Origin of the sequence: Natrinema sp. H-ect4, from assembly GCF_041894845.1 — an archaeon.
In the GTDB taxonomy this organism is placed as follows: domain Archaea; phylum Halobacteriota; class Halobacteria; order Halobacteriales; family Natrialbaceae; genus Natrinema.
On the sequence record NZ_JBHDYC010000008.1, the window covers coordinates 142,771 to 157,060 of the forward strand.

At 62.6% G+C, this 14,290-nt stretch carries 19 protein-coding genes and 2 pseudogenes; 8 read left to right on the forward strand and 13 right to left on the reverse strand.

Annotated elements, in window-relative coordinates:
• Window positions 1–19: 19 nt before the first annotated feature.
• The gene (locus tag ACEWFR_RS12070) at window positions 20–190 is read left to right on the forward strand and encodes a CBS domain-containing protein (protein WP_374061261.1); all 171 of its coding nucleotides are present in this window, start codon (window positions 20–22) and stop codon (window positions 188–190) included.
• Between the two features lie 148 nt (window positions 191–338).
• Here ACEWFR_RS12070 and ACEWFR_RS12075 read toward each other — a convergent pair whose 3' ends face one another.
• The 3 genes from ACEWFR_RS12075 to ACEWFR_RS12085 form a co-directional block, all read right to left on the reverse strand.
• A complete protein-coding gene (locus ACEWFR_RS12075) occupies window positions 339–1,676 on the reverse strand; it encodes an erythromycin esterase family protein (protein ID WP_374061262.1) in 1,338 nt (445 codons plus the stop codon).
• Between the two features lie 298 nt (window positions 1,677–1,974).
• Window positions 1,975–2,289: a hypothetical protein gene (locus tag ACEWFR_RS12080; RefSeq protein ID WP_374061263.1), complete on the reverse strand. Its 315-nt coding sequence runs from the start codon at window positions 2,287–2,289 to the stop codon at window positions 1,975–1,977.
• 44 nt (window positions 2,290–2,333) lie between these two features.
• Complete coding sequence (locus ACEWFR_RS12085; RefSeq protein ID WP_374061264.1) at window positions 2,334–2,510, reverse strand: hypothetical protein; 177 nt, start codon at window positions 2,508–2,510, stop codon at window positions 2,334–2,336.
• A gap of 147 nt (window positions 2,511–2,657) precedes the next feature.
• On the opposite strand from ACEWFR_RS12085, the gene ACEWFR_RS12090 reads away from it, so the two are divergent.
• Window positions 2,658–4,406 carry an adenosylcobalamin-dependent ribonucleoside-diphosphate reductase gene (locus tag ACEWFR_RS12090; RefSeq protein ID WP_374061265.1) on the forward strand — a complete coding sequence of 583 codons (1,749 nt, stop codon included), beginning with the start codon at window positions 2,658–2,660 and terminating at the stop codon, window positions 4,404–4,406.
• 36 nt (window positions 4,407–4,442) lie between these two features.
• On the opposite strand, the gene ACEWFR_RS12095 is transcribed toward ACEWFR_RS12090, so the two are convergent.
• Complete coding sequence (locus ACEWFR_RS12095; protein WP_374061266.1) at window positions 4,443–4,655, reverse strand: hypothetical protein; 213 nt, start codon at window positions 4,653–4,655, stop codon at window positions 4,443–4,445.
• A gap of 45 nt (window positions 4,656–4,700) precedes the next feature.
• The gene (locus ACEWFR_RS12100; protein WP_374061267.1) at window positions 4,701–4,877 is read right to left on the reverse strand and encodes a hypothetical protein; all 177 of its coding nucleotides are present in this window, start codon (window positions 4,875–4,877) and stop codon (window positions 4,701–4,703) included.
• 102 nt (window positions 4,878–4,979) lie between these two features.
• Between ACEWFR_RS12100 and ACEWFR_RS12105 the strand changes: the two genes are divergently transcribed.
• The 3 genes from ACEWFR_RS12105 (at window position 4,980) to ACEWFR_RS12115 (ending at window position 6,668) form a co-directional block, all read left to right on the forward strand.
• A complete protein-coding gene (locus ACEWFR_RS12105) occupies window positions 4,980–5,603 on the forward strand; it encodes a SagB/ThcOx family dehydrogenase (RefSeq protein ID WP_374061268.1) in 624 nt (207 codons plus the stop codon).
• A gap of 115 nt (window positions 5,604–5,718) precedes the next feature.
• Window positions 5,719–6,183, forward strand: a complete 465-nt coding sequence (locus tag ACEWFR_RS12110; RefSeq protein ID WP_374061269.1) for an Hsp20/alpha crystallin family protein — start codon at window positions 5,719–5,721, stop codon at window positions 6,181–6,183.
• On the forward strand, window positions 6,180–6,668 hold the full coding sequence (locus ACEWFR_RS12115) for a universal stress protein (protein WP_374061270.1): 489 nt from the start codon (window positions 6,180–6,182) through the stop codon (window positions 6,666–6,668). Before ACEWFR_RS12110 ends, ACEWFR_RS12115 begins: the two co-directional genes overlap by 4 nt.
• 52 nt (window positions 6,669–6,720) lie before the next feature.
• Here ACEWFR_RS12115 and ACEWFR_RS12120 read toward each other — a convergent pair.
• From ACEWFR_RS12120 to ACEWFR_RS12135, 4 genes and pseudogenes are all read right to left on the reverse strand, one after another.
• Window positions 6,721–6,993 (reverse strand): annotated as a pseudogene (locus ACEWFR_RS12120) (transcription initiation factor IIB 2); the annotation flags it as partial.
• A gap of 155 nt (window positions 6,994–7,148) precedes the next feature.
• Window positions 7,149–7,310 (reverse strand): annotated as a pseudogene (gene pgk / locus ACEWFR_RS12125) (phosphoglycerate kinase); the annotation flags it as partial.
• 94 nt (window positions 7,311–7,404) lie between these two features.
• Window positions 7,405–9,204: an SLC13 family permease gene (locus tag ACEWFR_RS12130; protein WP_374061271.1), complete on the reverse strand. Its 1,800-nt coding sequence runs from the start codon at window positions 9,202–9,204 to the stop codon at window positions 7,405–7,407.
• A gap of 130 nt (window positions 9,205–9,334) precedes the next feature.
• Window positions 9,335–9,547, reverse strand: coding sequence for a hypothetical protein (locus tag ACEWFR_RS12135; protein ID WP_374061272.1), 213 nt, complete (start codon window positions 9,545–9,547; stop codon window positions 9,335–9,337).
• On the opposite strand from ACEWFR_RS12135, the gene ACEWFR_RS12140 reads away from it, so the two are divergent.
• Together ACEWFR_RS12140 and ACEWFR_RS12145 are read left to right on the forward strand one after the other, a co-directional pair.
• Window positions 9,538–9,651, forward strand: coding sequence for a universal stress protein (locus ACEWFR_RS12140; RefSeq protein ID WP_374061351.1), 114 nt, complete (start codon window positions 9,538–9,540; stop codon window positions 9,649–9,651). The genes ACEWFR_RS12135 and ACEWFR_RS12140 overlap by 10 nt on opposite strands.
• A 155-nt stretch (window positions 9,652–9,806) precedes the next feature.
• On the forward strand, window positions 9,807–10,031 hold the full coding sequence (locus ACEWFR_RS12145; RefSeq protein ID WP_374061273.1) for a DUF2892 domain-containing protein: 225 nt from the start codon (window positions 9,807–9,809) through the stop codon (window positions 10,029–10,031).
• A 152-nt stretch (window positions 10,032–10,183) separates the two neighbouring features.
• On the opposite strand, the gene ACEWFR_RS12150 is transcribed toward ACEWFR_RS12145, so the two are convergent.
• The 4 genes from ACEWFR_RS12150 to ACEWFR_RS12165 form a co-directional block, all read right to left on the reverse strand.
• Window positions 10,184–10,813 (reverse strand): class I SAM-dependent methyltransferase, encoded by a 630-nt coding sequence (locus ACEWFR_RS12150; RefSeq protein WP_374061274.1) that lies wholly within the window; start codon window positions 10,811–10,813, stop codon window positions 10,184–10,186.
• A gap of 8 nt (window positions 10,814–10,821) precedes the next feature.
• Window positions 10,822–11,322, reverse strand: coding sequence for a universal stress protein (locus ACEWFR_RS12155; protein ID WP_374061275.1), 501 nt, complete (start codon window positions 11,320–11,322; stop codon window positions 10,822–10,824).
• A 756-nt stretch (window positions 11,323–12,078) separates the two neighbouring features.
• Window positions 12,079–12,498, reverse strand: coding sequence for a universal stress protein (locus ACEWFR_RS12160; protein ID WP_374061276.1), 420 nt, complete (start codon window positions 12,496–12,498; stop codon window positions 12,079–12,081).
• Window positions 12,499–12,702: 204 nt separating this feature from the next.
• Window positions 12,703–12,954, reverse strand: coding sequence for a hypothetical protein (locus ACEWFR_RS12165; protein WP_374061277.1), 252 nt, complete (start codon window positions 12,952–12,954; stop codon window positions 12,703–12,705).
• Window positions 12,955–13,548: 594 nt separating this feature from the next.
• On the opposite strand from ACEWFR_RS12165, the gene ACEWFR_RS12170 reads away from it, so the two are divergent.
• Window positions 13,549–14,277: an SDR family NAD(P)-dependent oxidoreductase gene (locus tag ACEWFR_RS12170; protein WP_098728012.1), complete on the forward strand. Its 729-nt coding sequence runs from the start codon at window positions 13,549–13,551 to the stop codon at window positions 14,275–14,277.
• The last annotated feature ends 13 nt before the right edge of the window (window positions 14,278–14,290 follow it).

A 14,290-nucleotide genomic window follows, 5' to 3' on the forward strand; every position in this document is an offset into this window, starting at 1 on the left:
CTGTCTCAGGTTTGAAGCAATGGAAATCGTCAAAGAAATCGCCGCGACAGATGTCGTAACGGCCGCTCGAGCCGACAGCATAACCACCGTTGCAGATCGGATGCGAGAGGAGAACGTCGGGAGCGTTGCCGTTGTCACCGTTCGGGCGACTGGTCCGACTCGAGGTTCGCCCGTCGGCGAACGGTCGTGATGAATTCTTGATCGTCCATGGTGCGAAATCACCGTCTTGTTCGGCTACGGCTCCCGACCACCGCGACACGGGTAGTTCTATCCGGTGCCTACAGCGAGATTCCTCGCGATCTGCTGCACTGTCGCGAGCGAAATCGGGACCTATCGGGTCACAGTCCCCACGGATAGAGGTCCGGGACGTGCGTTCGGTCGGCGTGCTGGGCGAGCGGATGGAGCGCACTCGTTTCGTCGAGGTGGATGAACGCGTCGTAGCGATCGGGAAGGACGGTCGGCACGTAGGTTCCGGATTCGCGGTCGGGATGGTACACGACGCCGATAGCGCGATTCCCACGGGGCTGGCCGAGTGCTGCGTCGTCGTCAAGATCGTCAGTCACCAAGAACTGATCGTGCCCGCCGGCCCGATCGAAGACATGTTCGTAGCTCCCGTCCTGTGCTGGCGGAACTGTCATCTCCTCCATCGGCGCGTTCCACGACTCCGCGGCGATGACGGTCCCGCGATACGTTCCCATGCCGATCAACGCCGTTTCCGACCGACCCTCGTGTTGTCGAACGAGTTGGCCGATGTTGAGCCGTCCTCGTTGTTCCATATCCGTCGCCCGAGCGTCGCCGACGTGCGTGTTGTGTGCCCAGATGATTCCTTTGGAATCCGAGCCGTGATGACTCTGGAGGCGCTCGAGCGTCTCGACCATGTGTCGGTCCCGGACGTTCCACGAATCAGTGTTGCCTCGAGCCATCTCTCGGTAGTACTGTTCGGCGTTTTTCGCGACGAGTGCGTTCTGTTCGGCGTTGAAATAGTCGTCTCGACCGTGGTCGTACGCCGGGGCAGCCGCCTGAAGTTGCGTCAACGTATCGATGACCTCGTCCTCGCAGGTCTCGGGGACCATCCTGAGCGCTTGGGCGTACTCCTGGGCGTCCTCGCCGTACGGTTCGAAACACCGGTACGCCTCCCTCGCTTCGGCTGCGGCGTCCGGGTCCACGTCCTCGAGATAGTCGACGACCGCTTCCAGCGACTCGAACAGGCTGTAAACGTCGAGTCCGAAGAAGCCGATTCGGTCGTCCTCGTCGAGGAGTTGGTTGTGTACCGCCAGCCAGTCGAGGAACTCGAGTACTTCCCAGTTGGCCCACATCCAGTTCGGCCACCGGTCGAAGGTTTCCAGGACCTCGCGGCTAGTCTCAGGGGACCCCGGGAGGTCCTTGACGTATCGATTGGCCTCGTAACAGTCCGTCCAGTCGCCCTCGACGGCGACGAACGAGAACTCCTGCTCCTGGATGAGTCTGGCAGTCAGTCGCGATCGCCACCGATAGAACTCCGACGTCCCGTGGGAGGCTTCCCCGATCAGGACGTATTTTCTGTCGCCGAATCGCTCGACGAGTCGATCGAGGTCGTCCGGGTCGTCCAGTTTCTGTCCAGCCGACCGAACGTCGGAAACGGCTGTCTCGATATCGGTGGATTCTCGCCACGATGTTCTGTCTCGAATGTCGTTCATTGTCTTGTCTGATGGCGTTCGTCTTCGGTCACGGAGCGATCCCTCCCGGCCTGAAGAACCGCCTGCGCCTCGACCGTGATCGTTACCGCGTCGAGGCTCCGTTCCGGTTCCCGTCTCGCTCGTCGCAAGCGCCGTGCTCTCGTTCCGGGAAGAGTCGGTACCACGAACACGGTGAAATAGTCTCGCCTATTCGCGACGGACACTCAGTGCGCTCACCGACGCTCGCAGAAATCGGTACCCGATCGAGCGTTCGCCGCCGGGTGTCCGACAGGAGACAGCGTTTACCGCGTGGTATCAGTCACTCGTACTCGAGTCCGCGGAGTTCGTATCGATAGGTCTGGGGCTCCGTTTTGACGACGAGATACTGCCTGTCGCCCTCTCGTTCGAGCCTGTCGAAGTGGGACCCGAGATTGCCCGGGTTCAGGGAAGGAGTGCCGTATTGAAGGCCAAACCGAAGGTTGGCCTTCCGCCCGCGGACGTCGTCCACTTGCTTCGCTTCGACCGCCAGCACGTCACCGGTTTCCGCGATCTCGACCGTACCGGTGAGCTCCCACGTGTGGTCGCTGTACTGTAATTTCGTTCCACCGAGTTTCGGCCACTCCGTTTCGACCATAGCAGCTGTATCACGAAGAGCGCAATCGTCTTTTCGTATATCAGCTATTCTAGGCTTTCTTCAGCGTTCTCCGTCGTGTTCTCGATCGTCTCTTCGTCCCACTCCAGACACCGCTCGACGGGCGGAACTTCGCCGCTGACCGCCGCGGCGGTCTGTCCGGTGAAACCCTCGTCAGCGTGTTCCCACACCGGTCCCGTTCGTGATCGGTACGTGGATTCCACGCGGTGGACTCGTTTCGAGAGTGGCCGATCGTGACTGTCCCCGGTGTCCGAATCAAACGAAGGACGACGTAATGCACGGCAGAACGTCGGACGGCAACCGGAAACCGGGGAGGACATTTCTTTGTATTTGCACGCCGAAGGAAACCTATGGAATCGCTCGACACCGTCGCCAAGACGGTTCTCCGCCGACGATACCTCCGGCGGGACGAGAACGGGAACGTCGTCGAGACGCCGGCAGAACTGTTCCGTCGCGTGGCGGAAACGCTCGCACGGGCCGAGGGACAGTTCGGCGGGGATGTCGAAGCGACCGAACAGGAGTTCTACGAAGCGATGACGGCCCTCGAGTTCCTTCCGAACTCTCCGACGCTCATGAACGCCGGGACGGAACTCGGGCAACTCGCCGCCTGCTTCGTCCTGCCCGTCGAAGACTCGCTGGAGTCGATCTTCACCGCGCTCAAACAGGCCGCGCTCGTCCACCAGAGCGGCGGCGGCACCGGGTTCTCGTTCTCGAATCTCCGGCCCGAGGGAGATGTCGTCAAGAAGACGAGCGGCGTGGCGTCGGGACCGGTGAGCTTCATGCAAATTTTCGACGCGGCCACCGAACAGATCAAGCAAGGTGGTCGGCGACGCGGCGCGAACATGGGAATCCTCGACGCGACCCATCCCGACGTCGAACCGTTCGTCACCGCCAAGGAAGGGACGGATGCCTTCCGGAACTTCAACCTCTCGGTGGCGACGGACGCGACGTTTTGGGAGGCCCACGACGAGGGCGAGCCGTACGATCTCGTCAACCCGCGGACGGACGAGGTTGTGGGACAGGCGGATCCCGACGATGTCCTCGACTTGATCGCCGAAACGGCCTGGGAGACCGGCGATCCCGGACTGCTCTTTCTCGAGACGATCAACGAGCACAATCCGACGCCTCACCTCGGTCGTCTCGAGGCGACGAATCCTTGTGGAGAGGTTCCGCTGCGTCCCTACGAGGCCTGCGTTCTCGGCTCGATCAACCTCGCCGGCCACACTGACGGCGGCGAGGTCGACTGGGAGAAACTCCGCGAGACCGCTCGCCTCGGCGTCCGATTTCTGGACAACGCGATCGAGCAGTCCGAGTTCCCGGTCCCCGAGATCGAGGAGCGGATGGCCGAGACCCGCAAGGTGGGACTCGGTGTGATGGGCTTTCACGACATGCTCGTCGATCTCGAGATCCCCTACTACTCCCGGGAGTCCGTCGAGTTCGCGGGCGAGCTGATGGCGTTCATCCGCGACGAATCACGGGGCGCCTCCGAACGATTGGCCGACGAGCGCGGACCGTTCCCCGAGTGGGAGGACTCCATCCTCGAGGAGCCGGCCCGCAACGCCACGACCACCACGATCGCCCCCACGGGGACGATTTCGCTCATCGCGGGGTGCTCGGCCAGTATCGAACCGATCTACAACGTGGCCTACACGAAGCAGGTGATGGGGGGACTCGAGATTGTCAACGACCGGTTCGTCGAGCTCGCGAAAGAGCGCGGGTTCTATGCCGAGGAGCTCATGAGCGACCTCTGCGATCGGACCACGATCCAGAACGTCGCGGCGGTTCCCGACGACGTGAAGCCGCTGTTTCACACGGCCCACGACGTGCCCGCAGACGGCCACCTTCGTATCCAGGCGGCGTTCCAGGAGCACGTCGACAACGCGGTGAGCAAAACGATAAACCTGCCCCAATCGGCGTCCGTCGAGGACGTAAAAGATGTCTTCCTCACCGCACGGGAACTCGAGGTCAAGGGAATCACCGTCTTCCGGAGCGGGGCCAAGTCCGAGCAGGTACTCGGCGAGACGCCCCGCAAGGAGGAGTGTGCGGGCGAATGCGATTACGTCGCCGTTGACGGCAGGCTCCCGGGTCCGCGCTACTGAAAGCGCCTCGGTCGGAATCCGGAACGGGCCCGCCACCTACTCGATCTCGAGCACCTCGACCTCGAAGGTCAGCGTCTGCCCTGCACGCTCCGGGTCGAAGTCCACCGTCACCGATTCCTCATCGACGGCGACGACCTCGCCCAGCAGCCCTGTCTTTGCGTGGATCTCCGCGCCGACTTCGGCCGACTCTTCGACCATCGATTCGAACTCGGACCGATCGTAGATGAGCTGAAGGTCTTCGTGTGGCACGTCGACGGTCTCGCGCTCGCCCTCTTCGCTGCCGAGCAGCCCCTTTTAGAGCGACTCGATCCCCGGCTCCGCACCGATCTCCAGCACGACCGGTCGGAACCGCTTGTCGGCGTCGACGCCGTGTTCGGCCGCCACTTCTCGAGAGGAGGTATCGAAGCGTTCGCCGTCGGGGTACGTCGCAGTGAACGCGATCTTGACGCGCGAGCCGTGTTCGACGACCATAGCGTTCGTTCTATCCCCAAGACAAAAAGACAAAGGGGCGGGGGTAACGACGCTTCGGCGCCGAAGGGAGGGCATTTTCTGTGCCGCCGAAGTACGGAGGCTATGGATCCGATCGAACTCTCGGAGCCCGAAACGGCCGGTTCGACGAGCGTCGAGCGAGCGATCGCGACCAGGGAAAGTCGTCGGTCGTTCGCTCGAACCCCGGTCGAACTCGAGGACGTGGCACAGTTACTGTGGGCCGCACAGGGGGTCACACACCAGCGCGACGGGGTCGAAATGCGAGCCGCCCCGAGCGCCGGGGCGACGTATCCGCTCGTCGTCTTCCTCGCGAGTTCGGCGACCGGGGTTGACGAACTGGAGGCAGGCCTGTATCGATATCAGCCTGGGGATCACGCCCTCGAACTGGAACGGGAACGTGCAGTCTACGACGACCTCGTGCGGGCGGCCATGGGCCAGGAGGTGGTTCGGGATGCACCGGCGACGATCGTCCTGACCGCGGACTACGATCGAACGCGCGGGCAGTATCCGGAACACGGCGACCGGTACGTCCACATGGAAGCCGGACACGTCGCGGAGAACGTCCACCTCGTCGGCGAGTCCCGCGGGCTCGGGAGCTGTCCCGTCGGGGCGTTCGTGGACGACGACGTCACCGACGCGCTCGACCTGCCGGCGCCGCTCGAACCGCTGTACCTGTTACCGTTCGGCAACCGTTCATCGGACCAGTGATACGCGCTGCTTGGCGGACAACGACACCGTCGACTCGCAGCGGAGGCTGTGAAACCTTTATATACGGGTTCGTCGGAGTCGAAAGGCGGGGCGGTTTCCCACCCAGAGTAGCAGCATGGAACGAAATCCGTTCAGGAGTCTCGAGCGACAGTTCGAGAATCTCCAACGACAGTTCGAAGCGATGGGAGACGTGTGGGACGGGGAACAGCTCGACGTTCCGAAAACAGGTATCGCCACCTCCCGACTCGACGTCGATATTGCCGATCGCGGCGACGAGTTCGTCGTGTCGGCCGACCTGCCGGGACTCGAAAGCGACGATATCAACCTTCGGCTCTCGGGCGACACGTTACACAGTACCGCCGAGCACGAACGAGCGGAGCACGATGCGGACGAGCACTACCTGCAGAGCGAACGCGCGCGACGGGCCATGCACCGGTCCGTCCGACTCTCGGAACCGGTCGACGAAGACGCCGTCGAGGCGACGTGCGAGAACGGCGTCCTCACGGTCACCTTACCCAAGGCGGAACCGACCGCTCTCGAGGGAACAAAGACCGACGTCCAGACGCGGGGGTCGACGTGACGTTTCTCGTCCCCTACGACGGCTCGTATCTCGCGGACGCAGCGCTAGCCCGCGCGACAGAGTACGCCGCGGCGCTCGATGCGGACATCGTCGCGGTTACTGTCATCCCTGAAGACGACGAGGGCTACTCCAGAGACAAGAACTGGGTGGAAGCGGACGAAGCGTTCGACGTTCAGACCGTCGCGAGTTTCGTCCACAAACAGGTCGTCAACATCGCTCCCGAAGCGTCGTTCCGATACGAACGATCACCTACGTCGAGTCCCGAACGTATCTCGACCGAGATCCAGCGAGTCGCCGACGAGGAGGTTCCGTCTGTCGTTTTCCTCGGAAGCGACAACGCGGGCCAGATCGTCACACCGGTCACGAGCGTCGCGGGTAACGTCGCCAAAGACGCCGAGTACGACGTTCACATCGTCCGATACTTCTCGCCAACGGAGATTCAGGAGATCGAATCGAGCGGCGACTATCCCGGCGAAATGAGGTGAACACCTCATTTACGTGTCGGATACCGCCATATCGACGAGTGCGGTCCCGTCACTACCGTTCCGCACCCGAGCGTTCGTCGGCCTCGAGCAGTTCCTGGTACCGGTTCCGGATGGTGACCTCACTGATGTCGGCCACGTCGCTCACGTCCGATTGGGTAACGTCTTCGTCGGCCTCGAGCGTCGCCGCGTAGACGGCCGCGGCGGCGAGTCCGACCGGACTCTTGCCGACGTGAACTTCTTCGTCCTTGGCGACCCGGAGGAGTTCGCGAGCGCGACGATCGATCCCCTCCGAGACGCCGAGGTCCGAGACGAACCGACCGACGTATAGTAGCCACTGCAAGTCACTGCACACCTGATCGCACGACAGCAGCGCGGTTCGGAGCCTGAAAGGCGAGAACCGCGGACTGTGCGATCAGTGTGTAACTAGTTGCAGTTGTTACTATAGCTCTCGGGGTCGGCCGGCTGAACCTCGAGGCCGTCGAGCGCGTGGTCATCGTCGAGTTGCTCTCGGATCGTCTCGGCGTGGCGGTCGAACCGGCGGTCGTCTCGGCCGGCACTCGCTTCGACGGGCGCGTTCACGTCGATACGCACCAGCAGCCGCTGGCCGGTATCGAGGTCGTCGACGGTTCGAAACGCTGGCAGAGGTGTACGAATTTGTTGCACCGGCGTACTGTAACGGGGTGTACGTGGTATCGGCTGTCTCGAGGAGCGAGCGGATGACACAGCCCTCGACCGATCAGAGGCCCCAGAAGAAGACGATACCTCCCGTCGTCACGACGACGAGCAAGAGCTGGAGCGGTCCACCCACGCGGATGAAGTCGCTGAACTGGTACTTTCCCGGTCCGTAGACGAAGAGGTTGGTCTGGTAGCCGACCGGCGTCATAAACGCGGTGCTGGCGGCGAACGTCACCGCGAGGACGAACGCGAAGGCGTTGGCGCCCAACCGCCCGGCGACGTCGACCGCTACCGGGACGAGCAACACGACGCTCGCCTGGTTGCTGACGACGTTGGTCATCAGTGCTGTCAGCAGGTAGAACAGGCCGAGAACGCCGACCGCCGGCAGGACGTCCGCACTCGAGACGACGAGCGCGCCGAGAATGTCCGCGCCGCCCGTTTCAGCCATCGCGTTTCCCAGTGGGATGACGCCGGCGAGCAGGAAAATGATGTCCCACTGGACGGCCTCGTACGCCTCGGCGGGTTTGATGACGCCCGCGGCGAGCATCGTGACGACGCCGGCCAGGGCGGCGACCATAATCGGGAGCAGGCCGACCGCGGCCAGACCCACGACAACGAGGACGACGCCGATGGCGACTGGCAGCTTCGAACTCCGGAACTGCTGGAGGTCGAGATCGCCGGCGACGATGACGTTCGGATCGTCGGCGAGGCGGTCGACCGTCTCCGCCTCGGACTCGATCAGGAGCGCGTCACCGGGTCGAAAGGTAAACTCGGAGAGCCGTTCGTGGGTGATCCTGCCGCCGCGTCGAACGGCGAGCACGCGAGCGTGATAGGCGTCGGAAAAGCGGGCCGACTCGATCGTCTCGCCGATCAGGTTCGACCCCGCCGTGAGGACGATCTCGACGAGCGTCTGTTCCGGCGCGAGCGAGTCGAGGTCGGCTTCGGTCGTCACGCCGGGGACGAGATCGATCCCCTCGATGTTGATCAGCGTCTGCAGCCCGCCGTTGGTGAGCCGAACGGTGTAGACGTCGTCACTCTGGATCTCCGTCGACAGCGGCGGATTGGAGACGTACCGGCCGTCTCGAATGAGTTGGGTGACGTCGGCCTCGTGATCGACCTCCTCGAGGGCTTCTCGGATAGTTAGTCCGACCGCGGGCGAGTCCTGGCGAACGACGAGTTCCGTGAGATACTCCTCCCGCGCCGTCGTCGCTCGCTCGCTTCGCGGCGTGACGTGCGATGGCGCGAGCCAGTAGCCGACCGTGAGCAAGTACGCCGCCCCGACCAGGAAGACGACGACGCCGAGTTTGGTAAACTCGAACATCGAGAAGGGGCGACCGAGGTACTCCGCCGAGAGGCTACTCGCGACCAGATTCGTGGACGTTCCGATGAGGGTGAGCATACCACCGAACATCGACGCGTACGACAGCGGCAAGAGGAGCTTCGACGGGGAGGTCCCGTTCTCGTGAGCCAGATCGTTCACCATCGGCACTAACACGGCGACCGCCGCCGTGTTGTTGATCAGTCCTGACAGGGGACCGACGATCCCGACGGTCGCCGCGAGCTGCTTGCGTTCGTTCGTGCCGGTGTAGGCCGCGACGGTCGTCTCGAGACGTTGAATGAGACCGGTTCGCCGGACGCCCTCGCTCAGGATCATCATCGAGAGAATCGTGATCGTCGCGGGGTTCGAGAATCCGGCGACGCCGTCGCTCGGGGAGACGCCGGTCCACGGACCGAGTATCATCAGGCAAACCATGATCCCGATGGCGGTGACGTCGATGGGAACCGGCTCGGTAACGAACAGCACGAGCGCGGCAGCGATAATCAGAAAGACGAGCAACGCGCCGGTCGTTAGCATGGCCATCGCGTGTCCGCAGTCGTTCCACAGCGACCCCGAAATATCTTCTCGCCCGTCGCCGTCACCGTCACGGAACCGTGACGGTCCTCGTCCTGTCGACGTTACACCGCCGTGGGGAGACATCCGGTCGGTAGTCTCAGCACGCGAGCGACGGATCGATACCGATGGACTCGGTTGCGGACGCGACGTACCGTGCGAGATCGAGCATCTGCGTCGAGAAGCCGTACTCGTTGTCGTACCAGATGAGAACCGTGATGGCGGCGAAATCGAAGTCGCCGTCGGCGCATCCGTGACGAGAGTCGATCGTCCGCTGACGACGCGAACGCGATTCTCGTCGCGATCGGAACACACGGACGTCGCGGTGTCAATCGGCTGGGTCCGGGTAGCGTCGCCGAGCGCGTCCGTCGAACCGCGTCAATGCCCGTTCTGACCGTTCGCTCGGCCGAGCGGTGACGCGGCCGACCCCGTTTTTGTCAGGGAGGAACACCTGTCCGCGACCGGTCTCACGAACCGGATCTCGGTGTCGAGAGAACCCTGCGGACGGTTTTCCTGGTGCGTGGGAATAGACAACAATATTCATGCGTGGCGGTCGTGTTACTATTCACTGTATGGACAAGAACGTCGGCGGAATCGACCGTACTGGCCGTATCGTCATCGGACTAGTGCTAACGATCGCAGGCATTGCGGCACTTACCGGGTACTGGGCCATCGGCGCCGTTACCGGAGTGATTGCGCTCGTCGTTGCCGCCGTGCTCCTCGTGACCGGAACGACCCAGAAATGCCCGATCAACGAAGCGGTCGGCGTCGACACCACCCCAGAGGACACCGAGTGACGACGGCCCGCCGAGCGCAGGCGAGTACCGCACCGTCCGATCGCCCGACACTGCGGAGTCGCACGAGCAGGAGTTCGGTCCACCTGCTCCCGTCCGAACGATCCCGGAACGAACTGGCCAGCGTCGAACGAGAACGGTGGAGCAGTTCCCCGCTATCGAACCGCTTCGATTCCGACGAACGAGCCCTCGCCGTAGCCCTCGTCGATCGGTTCGAGGCCGTTGATTTCCGTTGGCCACTGGTAGATCGTCTGGACGAACTCGAAGTCGGAGAACCCCGCGCCCTCGAGTTTGTCGACGAGTTCGTCCGTCGAGACGAACTCCGCGTCCCGATAGAACGGGTTGTCGTCCTTTTCCTCGCGGTAGCGTCGTCCGACGGGACTGTCTTCGTCGATGTATCCGATGACGAGCGAGCCGTCGGGACGGAGCACCCGCCGGGCTTCGGTTATCGTCCGGGAGATGTCGTCGACGAAGCAGATCGTCGTCACGATCAGCGCGGTGTCGAACGTGTCAGCCGGAAACGGGAGCGCTTCGGCGACGCCTTTGACGACATCGATACCGCGATCGCGAGCGTGGGCCAACATCTCGCTGGCGGGGTCGACACCGACCTGCATTCCGAGGGGTGATGCGAACCGGCCGCTACCGACGCCAATCTCGACGCCGAATCCCGGCTCCGGGAGCAGCCGCCGAAGCGCTTCGACTTCGGATCGATAGGCGTCAGGATTCGCCTCGAACCAGTCGTCGTATCGGTCCGCGTGCCGTTCGAACGGTTCCGATTTCGGCATGCCGTCTCTCACCCTCCGTTCGCGTCGTCAGCTCGGTAGAAGTCGGCGTGGGGTTCGACTGTGTCGACCTTGGGTGGTCCGGCGTGTCGGACGATAAAGACGTCGTATGTCTCTTCGGCGGCGACGTGAACGCCGACGCTCGTCAAGGGGGTCACGACGCGGCCGACGTTCTCACTGCCGAGGAAGACGACGCTCGGATCGTGCGCTCTGGCCAGTCGTTCGACGTGTTCGGCGAGTTGCGCTTCCGGCGGGAACTCCCGAATGCGCTCGTATTCGAACGAGGCGTCCGGCGCGAGGCTCCGAACCCGTTCTCGAAGGGACTCGACGACTGCCTCGACATCGTACGCTTCGCCCTCCTCGATCCACCCCTTCTGGCGTGCGTATCCCTTTCGTTCCGGGACGACGGTCACGGCCGCGACGTCTTCCTGGAGGGCGGTACCGTACTCGACGGCCCTGACGAGGGCGGCTTCGGCGAGATTCGATCCATCGAATGGGACGACGAACGTCATACGTCCTCTCTCCACCCCCTGATCAATAACTTCGTGGGCCAGTATTCGTCCGGTGGCGATCCGTTCACGTCTCTCGCTGGAATTGCCGGACCGATACCGGTTCGCGGACGTTCGGCCGGTCGCCGTAAGCGGGCTCTATCGTTCCGGCAGCAAACACGAGTCCGTAGTGTAAACAATACTATTTGTAGGCTACTTGTTACTGCCAAAATGAGATAGTACCGACGAAATCGTTTACGGCAATACAATTGTAAAATTAGTGGCTGATTCCCGATATACGGTGGGTAATGTCGAATGGGCGCCGAGACGATCGAAAACGTCTGGTAATATTCACATAATTGCTATTATGGGCCGTGTACATCGGCGGATTCGATCCGTATACCGGACTGACTGACTGACGGAACGGGACGCGCTCGGCGCCAACCGGAGACGAGCGCGATGACCACGGTCACTGACCCGGATTTCGGGGGGGCCTACGCTGCGGGTAACGCGACTCGAATCGATATACCGTCCGCTGACCGAAAGAGTCACTCGAGCGACCAGTTCCGTCACTGTCGGAGGCATCGAACTCACGGAGACCGAGTACTCGAGACATCCCAGACGATCTGTGTGACTCGAAATTCGGGGATCGATCGTGAATCTAGACGAGAACGCGAGCGCGGTCGTAACGGGACTTCGCCGGTGCAACCCCACCCGATCCGGGTCGCTCGATCACAGCAGTCGCAGCGGGAAATCCCACAGCCGCGGCCGTGGGAGACATTAGGCGGTCAACACCGGCCGATCGGCGTGTCGAACGACCCGTTCGGCGACGCTCCCGATCTTGCTGCTGCGCTGGTGGCTCTGCCCCTGATAGCCGAGCACGATCAGGTCGGCGTCGACCTCGTCGGCTTTTTCGTGGATCTCTTCCCAGGGCAGACCGTGGCAGACGGTACTGGTCCAGTCGATGCCGACGTTGTCCGCTCGATCGGCGAGTTCAGCAAGCATCGCCGCACCCTCTTCCTCGAGTCGCTCGAGGACAATTTCGGTGCTACTCAGTGCAGGTTCGCCGTACCGGTGTGTCTCGACGCAATAGAGCGCGTGGATGTCGGCTTCGTACCTATCTGCCAGTTCCATCGCGTGTTCGACAGCGCGGTTCGCCGGGTCACTCCCGTCGGTCGGAACGAGTATCGTGTCGTACATCGGGCACTGGTACCAATGTCGAAACCGGCTAAATAGTTTATACTCGAATAGTTTACACGTATGGACAGGCAGTCCTCGAGACGGAATCGATGGTTCTCGTGGTGGTCCGTGACAGTCGTCTGCCACCTACCGCAATTCAGCGGGTTCGGTCCGCTCGGCACGAGTATCGCGCGGTCGTCCGTCTCGAGACTTGTGGCGGGCATCCTACCCGACGTATGCGGCGAACGCCGCGGCGAACAGGACCGCGTGCCAGACGACAATCGACGCCGCAACTCGCGGATCCGTCGCCGGCAGCGGCGGGTTCCGGAACATCGCGTCGTACACCAGCAGCGTCGCGACGAGCGTCCCGACGAAGAGACCGGTCGTCATCCCAAGGGCAGTCACGATTCCGAGCAGCATTCCCCCCAGAATACTTCCCGCGATGCCTGCGATGACCTTGTCGTAGTAGTCAAACATTGGCCCGTTCCTCTATCAGAGAGTACTATCCCAATCAACAGAAGTAGCCCGATCGTTCCCGGCGTTTGGGAACTGGGCGACAGAAAATCGGATGGAACAACTACTTCAACGGAACGAAAAGAACGTCCTCGCCTCGATCGATGGGTCAGAACGAGCGGAACGGCGCTTGACTACGCCCTCGAATCGTTCCCAAACGCAACTATTGCGCTGCTACACGTGGTCGCGATGGGACCACCGGAGGGTCATCTCGAGCGCCGCGTCCTGCACTCGGGACGGATGTCCGGGGCGGCAGCGCAGTCTGCCCGCACTCCTCGCAGGAGAGAGTCCGGGTCTCCGTCGTCGATGCCCTCGGCGACGTCAACGAACCACTGCTGCACACTCACCCACCTCCGCCTGCAGGACGTTCACGACGCAACTCGCATCGTTTCCTCCGACGGTGCACGTAATCTGTGCGGTCATGCGCCTCCCCCTGCGACGCTCCCGGTCTTCATCTCTCTCGCAACGGATCAGACTAGACTGGTCCGGAATCGTGAAAGACAGGTTATTAGACCGATACAAACCGCTTTGTCGGTACTGACTGTAGGAAGTGGTCCAATGCTCGAGGACAAAATCACGATCGTGACCGGCGGAGCAGTCGGTATCGGCAAGGCGATCGCCGAGCGGTTCGTCGACGACGGCGCGACCGTCGTCATCGCGGACGTCGACGAGGAGACCGGGGCGGCGACGGCCGACGAACTCGACTGTCGGTTCGAACGCTGTAACGTGCGCGAGTACGATCAGGTTGAAGCGCTCGTCGAGAAGACAGTCGACGAGTACGGACGACTCGACGTCATCGTGAACAACGCCGGCATCGGGAGCGAGACGTCGGTCGAGGAAATGGAACTCGAGGAGTGGGAGGCGGTGATCGAGACAAACCTCGACGGCGTCATGCACGGCACGAAAGCGGCGATACCGCACCTCGAGGAGTCCGACGGCTGTATCATCAACCTCGGGTCAATCTACGGACTGGTCGGCGGCAAGGGTGCCGCGTCCTACTCGGCGGCGAAAGGGGGCGTCGTGAACTTCACCCAGCAGGTCGCGGTCGACTACGCCGACAGCGGCGTTCGCGTCAACAGCATCTGTCCGGGGTTCGTCGAAACACCGATGACGGAAGACCTGCTCGAGTCCGAACGGTTCTATAACTTGCTCAAGCAGCGAACGCCGATGGATCGCCACGGCCAACCCGAGGAGATCGCGCCCATGGCGTCGTTCCTCGCCTCCGACGAGGCGTCGTACATCACCGGGGCGAACATCCCGATCGACGGCGGGTGGACGGCGTTCTGATGCCGTCGCAGCG

What these genes read in the sequence shown, in the direction of transcription:
- ACEWFR_RS12070 (WP_374061261.1), top strand. Translation starts at nt 20, where the DNA reads ATGGAAATCGTCAAAGAAATCGCCGCGACAGATGTCGTAACGGCCGCT.
- ACEWFR_RS12075 (WP_374061262.1), bottom strand. Translation starts at nt 1,676, where the DNA reads ATGAACGACATTCGAGACAGAACATCGTGGCGAGAATCCACCGATATC.
- ACEWFR_RS12080 (WP_374061263.1), bottom strand. Translation starts at nt 2,289, where the DNA reads ATGGTCGAAACGGAGTGGCCGAAACTCGGTGGAACGAAATTACAGTAC.
- ACEWFR_RS12090 (WP_374061265.1), top strand. Translation starts at nt 2,658, where the DNA reads ATGGAATCGCTCGACACCGTCGCCAAGACGGTTCTCCGCCGACGATAC.
- ACEWFR_RS12100 (WP_374061267.1), bottom strand. Translation starts at nt 4,877, where the DNA reads ATGGTCGTCGAACACGGCTCGCGCGTCAAGATCGCGTTCACTGCGACG.
- ACEWFR_RS12105 (WP_374061268.1), top strand. Translation starts at nt 4,980, where the DNA reads ATGGATCCGATCGAACTCTCGGAGCCCGAAACGGCCGGTTCGACGAGC.
- ACEWFR_RS12110 (WP_374061269.1), top strand. Translation starts at nt 5,719, where the DNA reads ATGGAACGAAATCCGTTCAGGAGTCTCGAGCGACAGTTCGAGAATCTC.
- ACEWFR_RS12130 (WP_374061271.1), bottom strand. Translation starts at nt 9,204, where the DNA reads ATGGCCATGCTAACGACCGGCGCGTTGCTCGTCTTTCTGATTATCGCT.
- ACEWFR_RS12145 (WP_374061273.1), top strand. Translation starts at nt 9,807, where the DNA reads ATGGACAAGAACGTCGGCGGAATCGACCGTACTGGCCGTATCGTCATC.
- ACEWFR_RS12150 (WP_374061274.1), bottom strand. Translation starts at nt 10,813, where the DNA reads ATGCCGAAATCGGAACCGTTCGAACGGCACGCGGACCGATACGACGAC.
- ACEWFR_RS12155 (WP_374061275.1), bottom strand. Translation starts at nt 11,322, where the DNA reads ATGACGTTCGTCGTCCCATTCGATGGATCGAATCTCGCCGAAGCCGCC.
- ACEWFR_RS12160 (WP_374061276.1), bottom strand. Translation starts at nt 12,498, where the DNA reads ATGTACGACACGATACTCGTTCCGACCGACGGGAGTGACCCGGCGAAC.
- ACEWFR_RS12165 (WP_374061277.1), bottom strand. Translation starts at nt 12,954, where the DNA reads ATGTTTGACTACTACGACAAGGTCATCGCAGGCATCGCGGGAAGTATT.
- ACEWFR_RS12170 (WP_098728012.1), top strand. Translation starts at nt 13,549, where the DNA reads ATGCTCGAGGACAAAATCACGATCGTGACCGGCGGAGCAGTCGGTATC.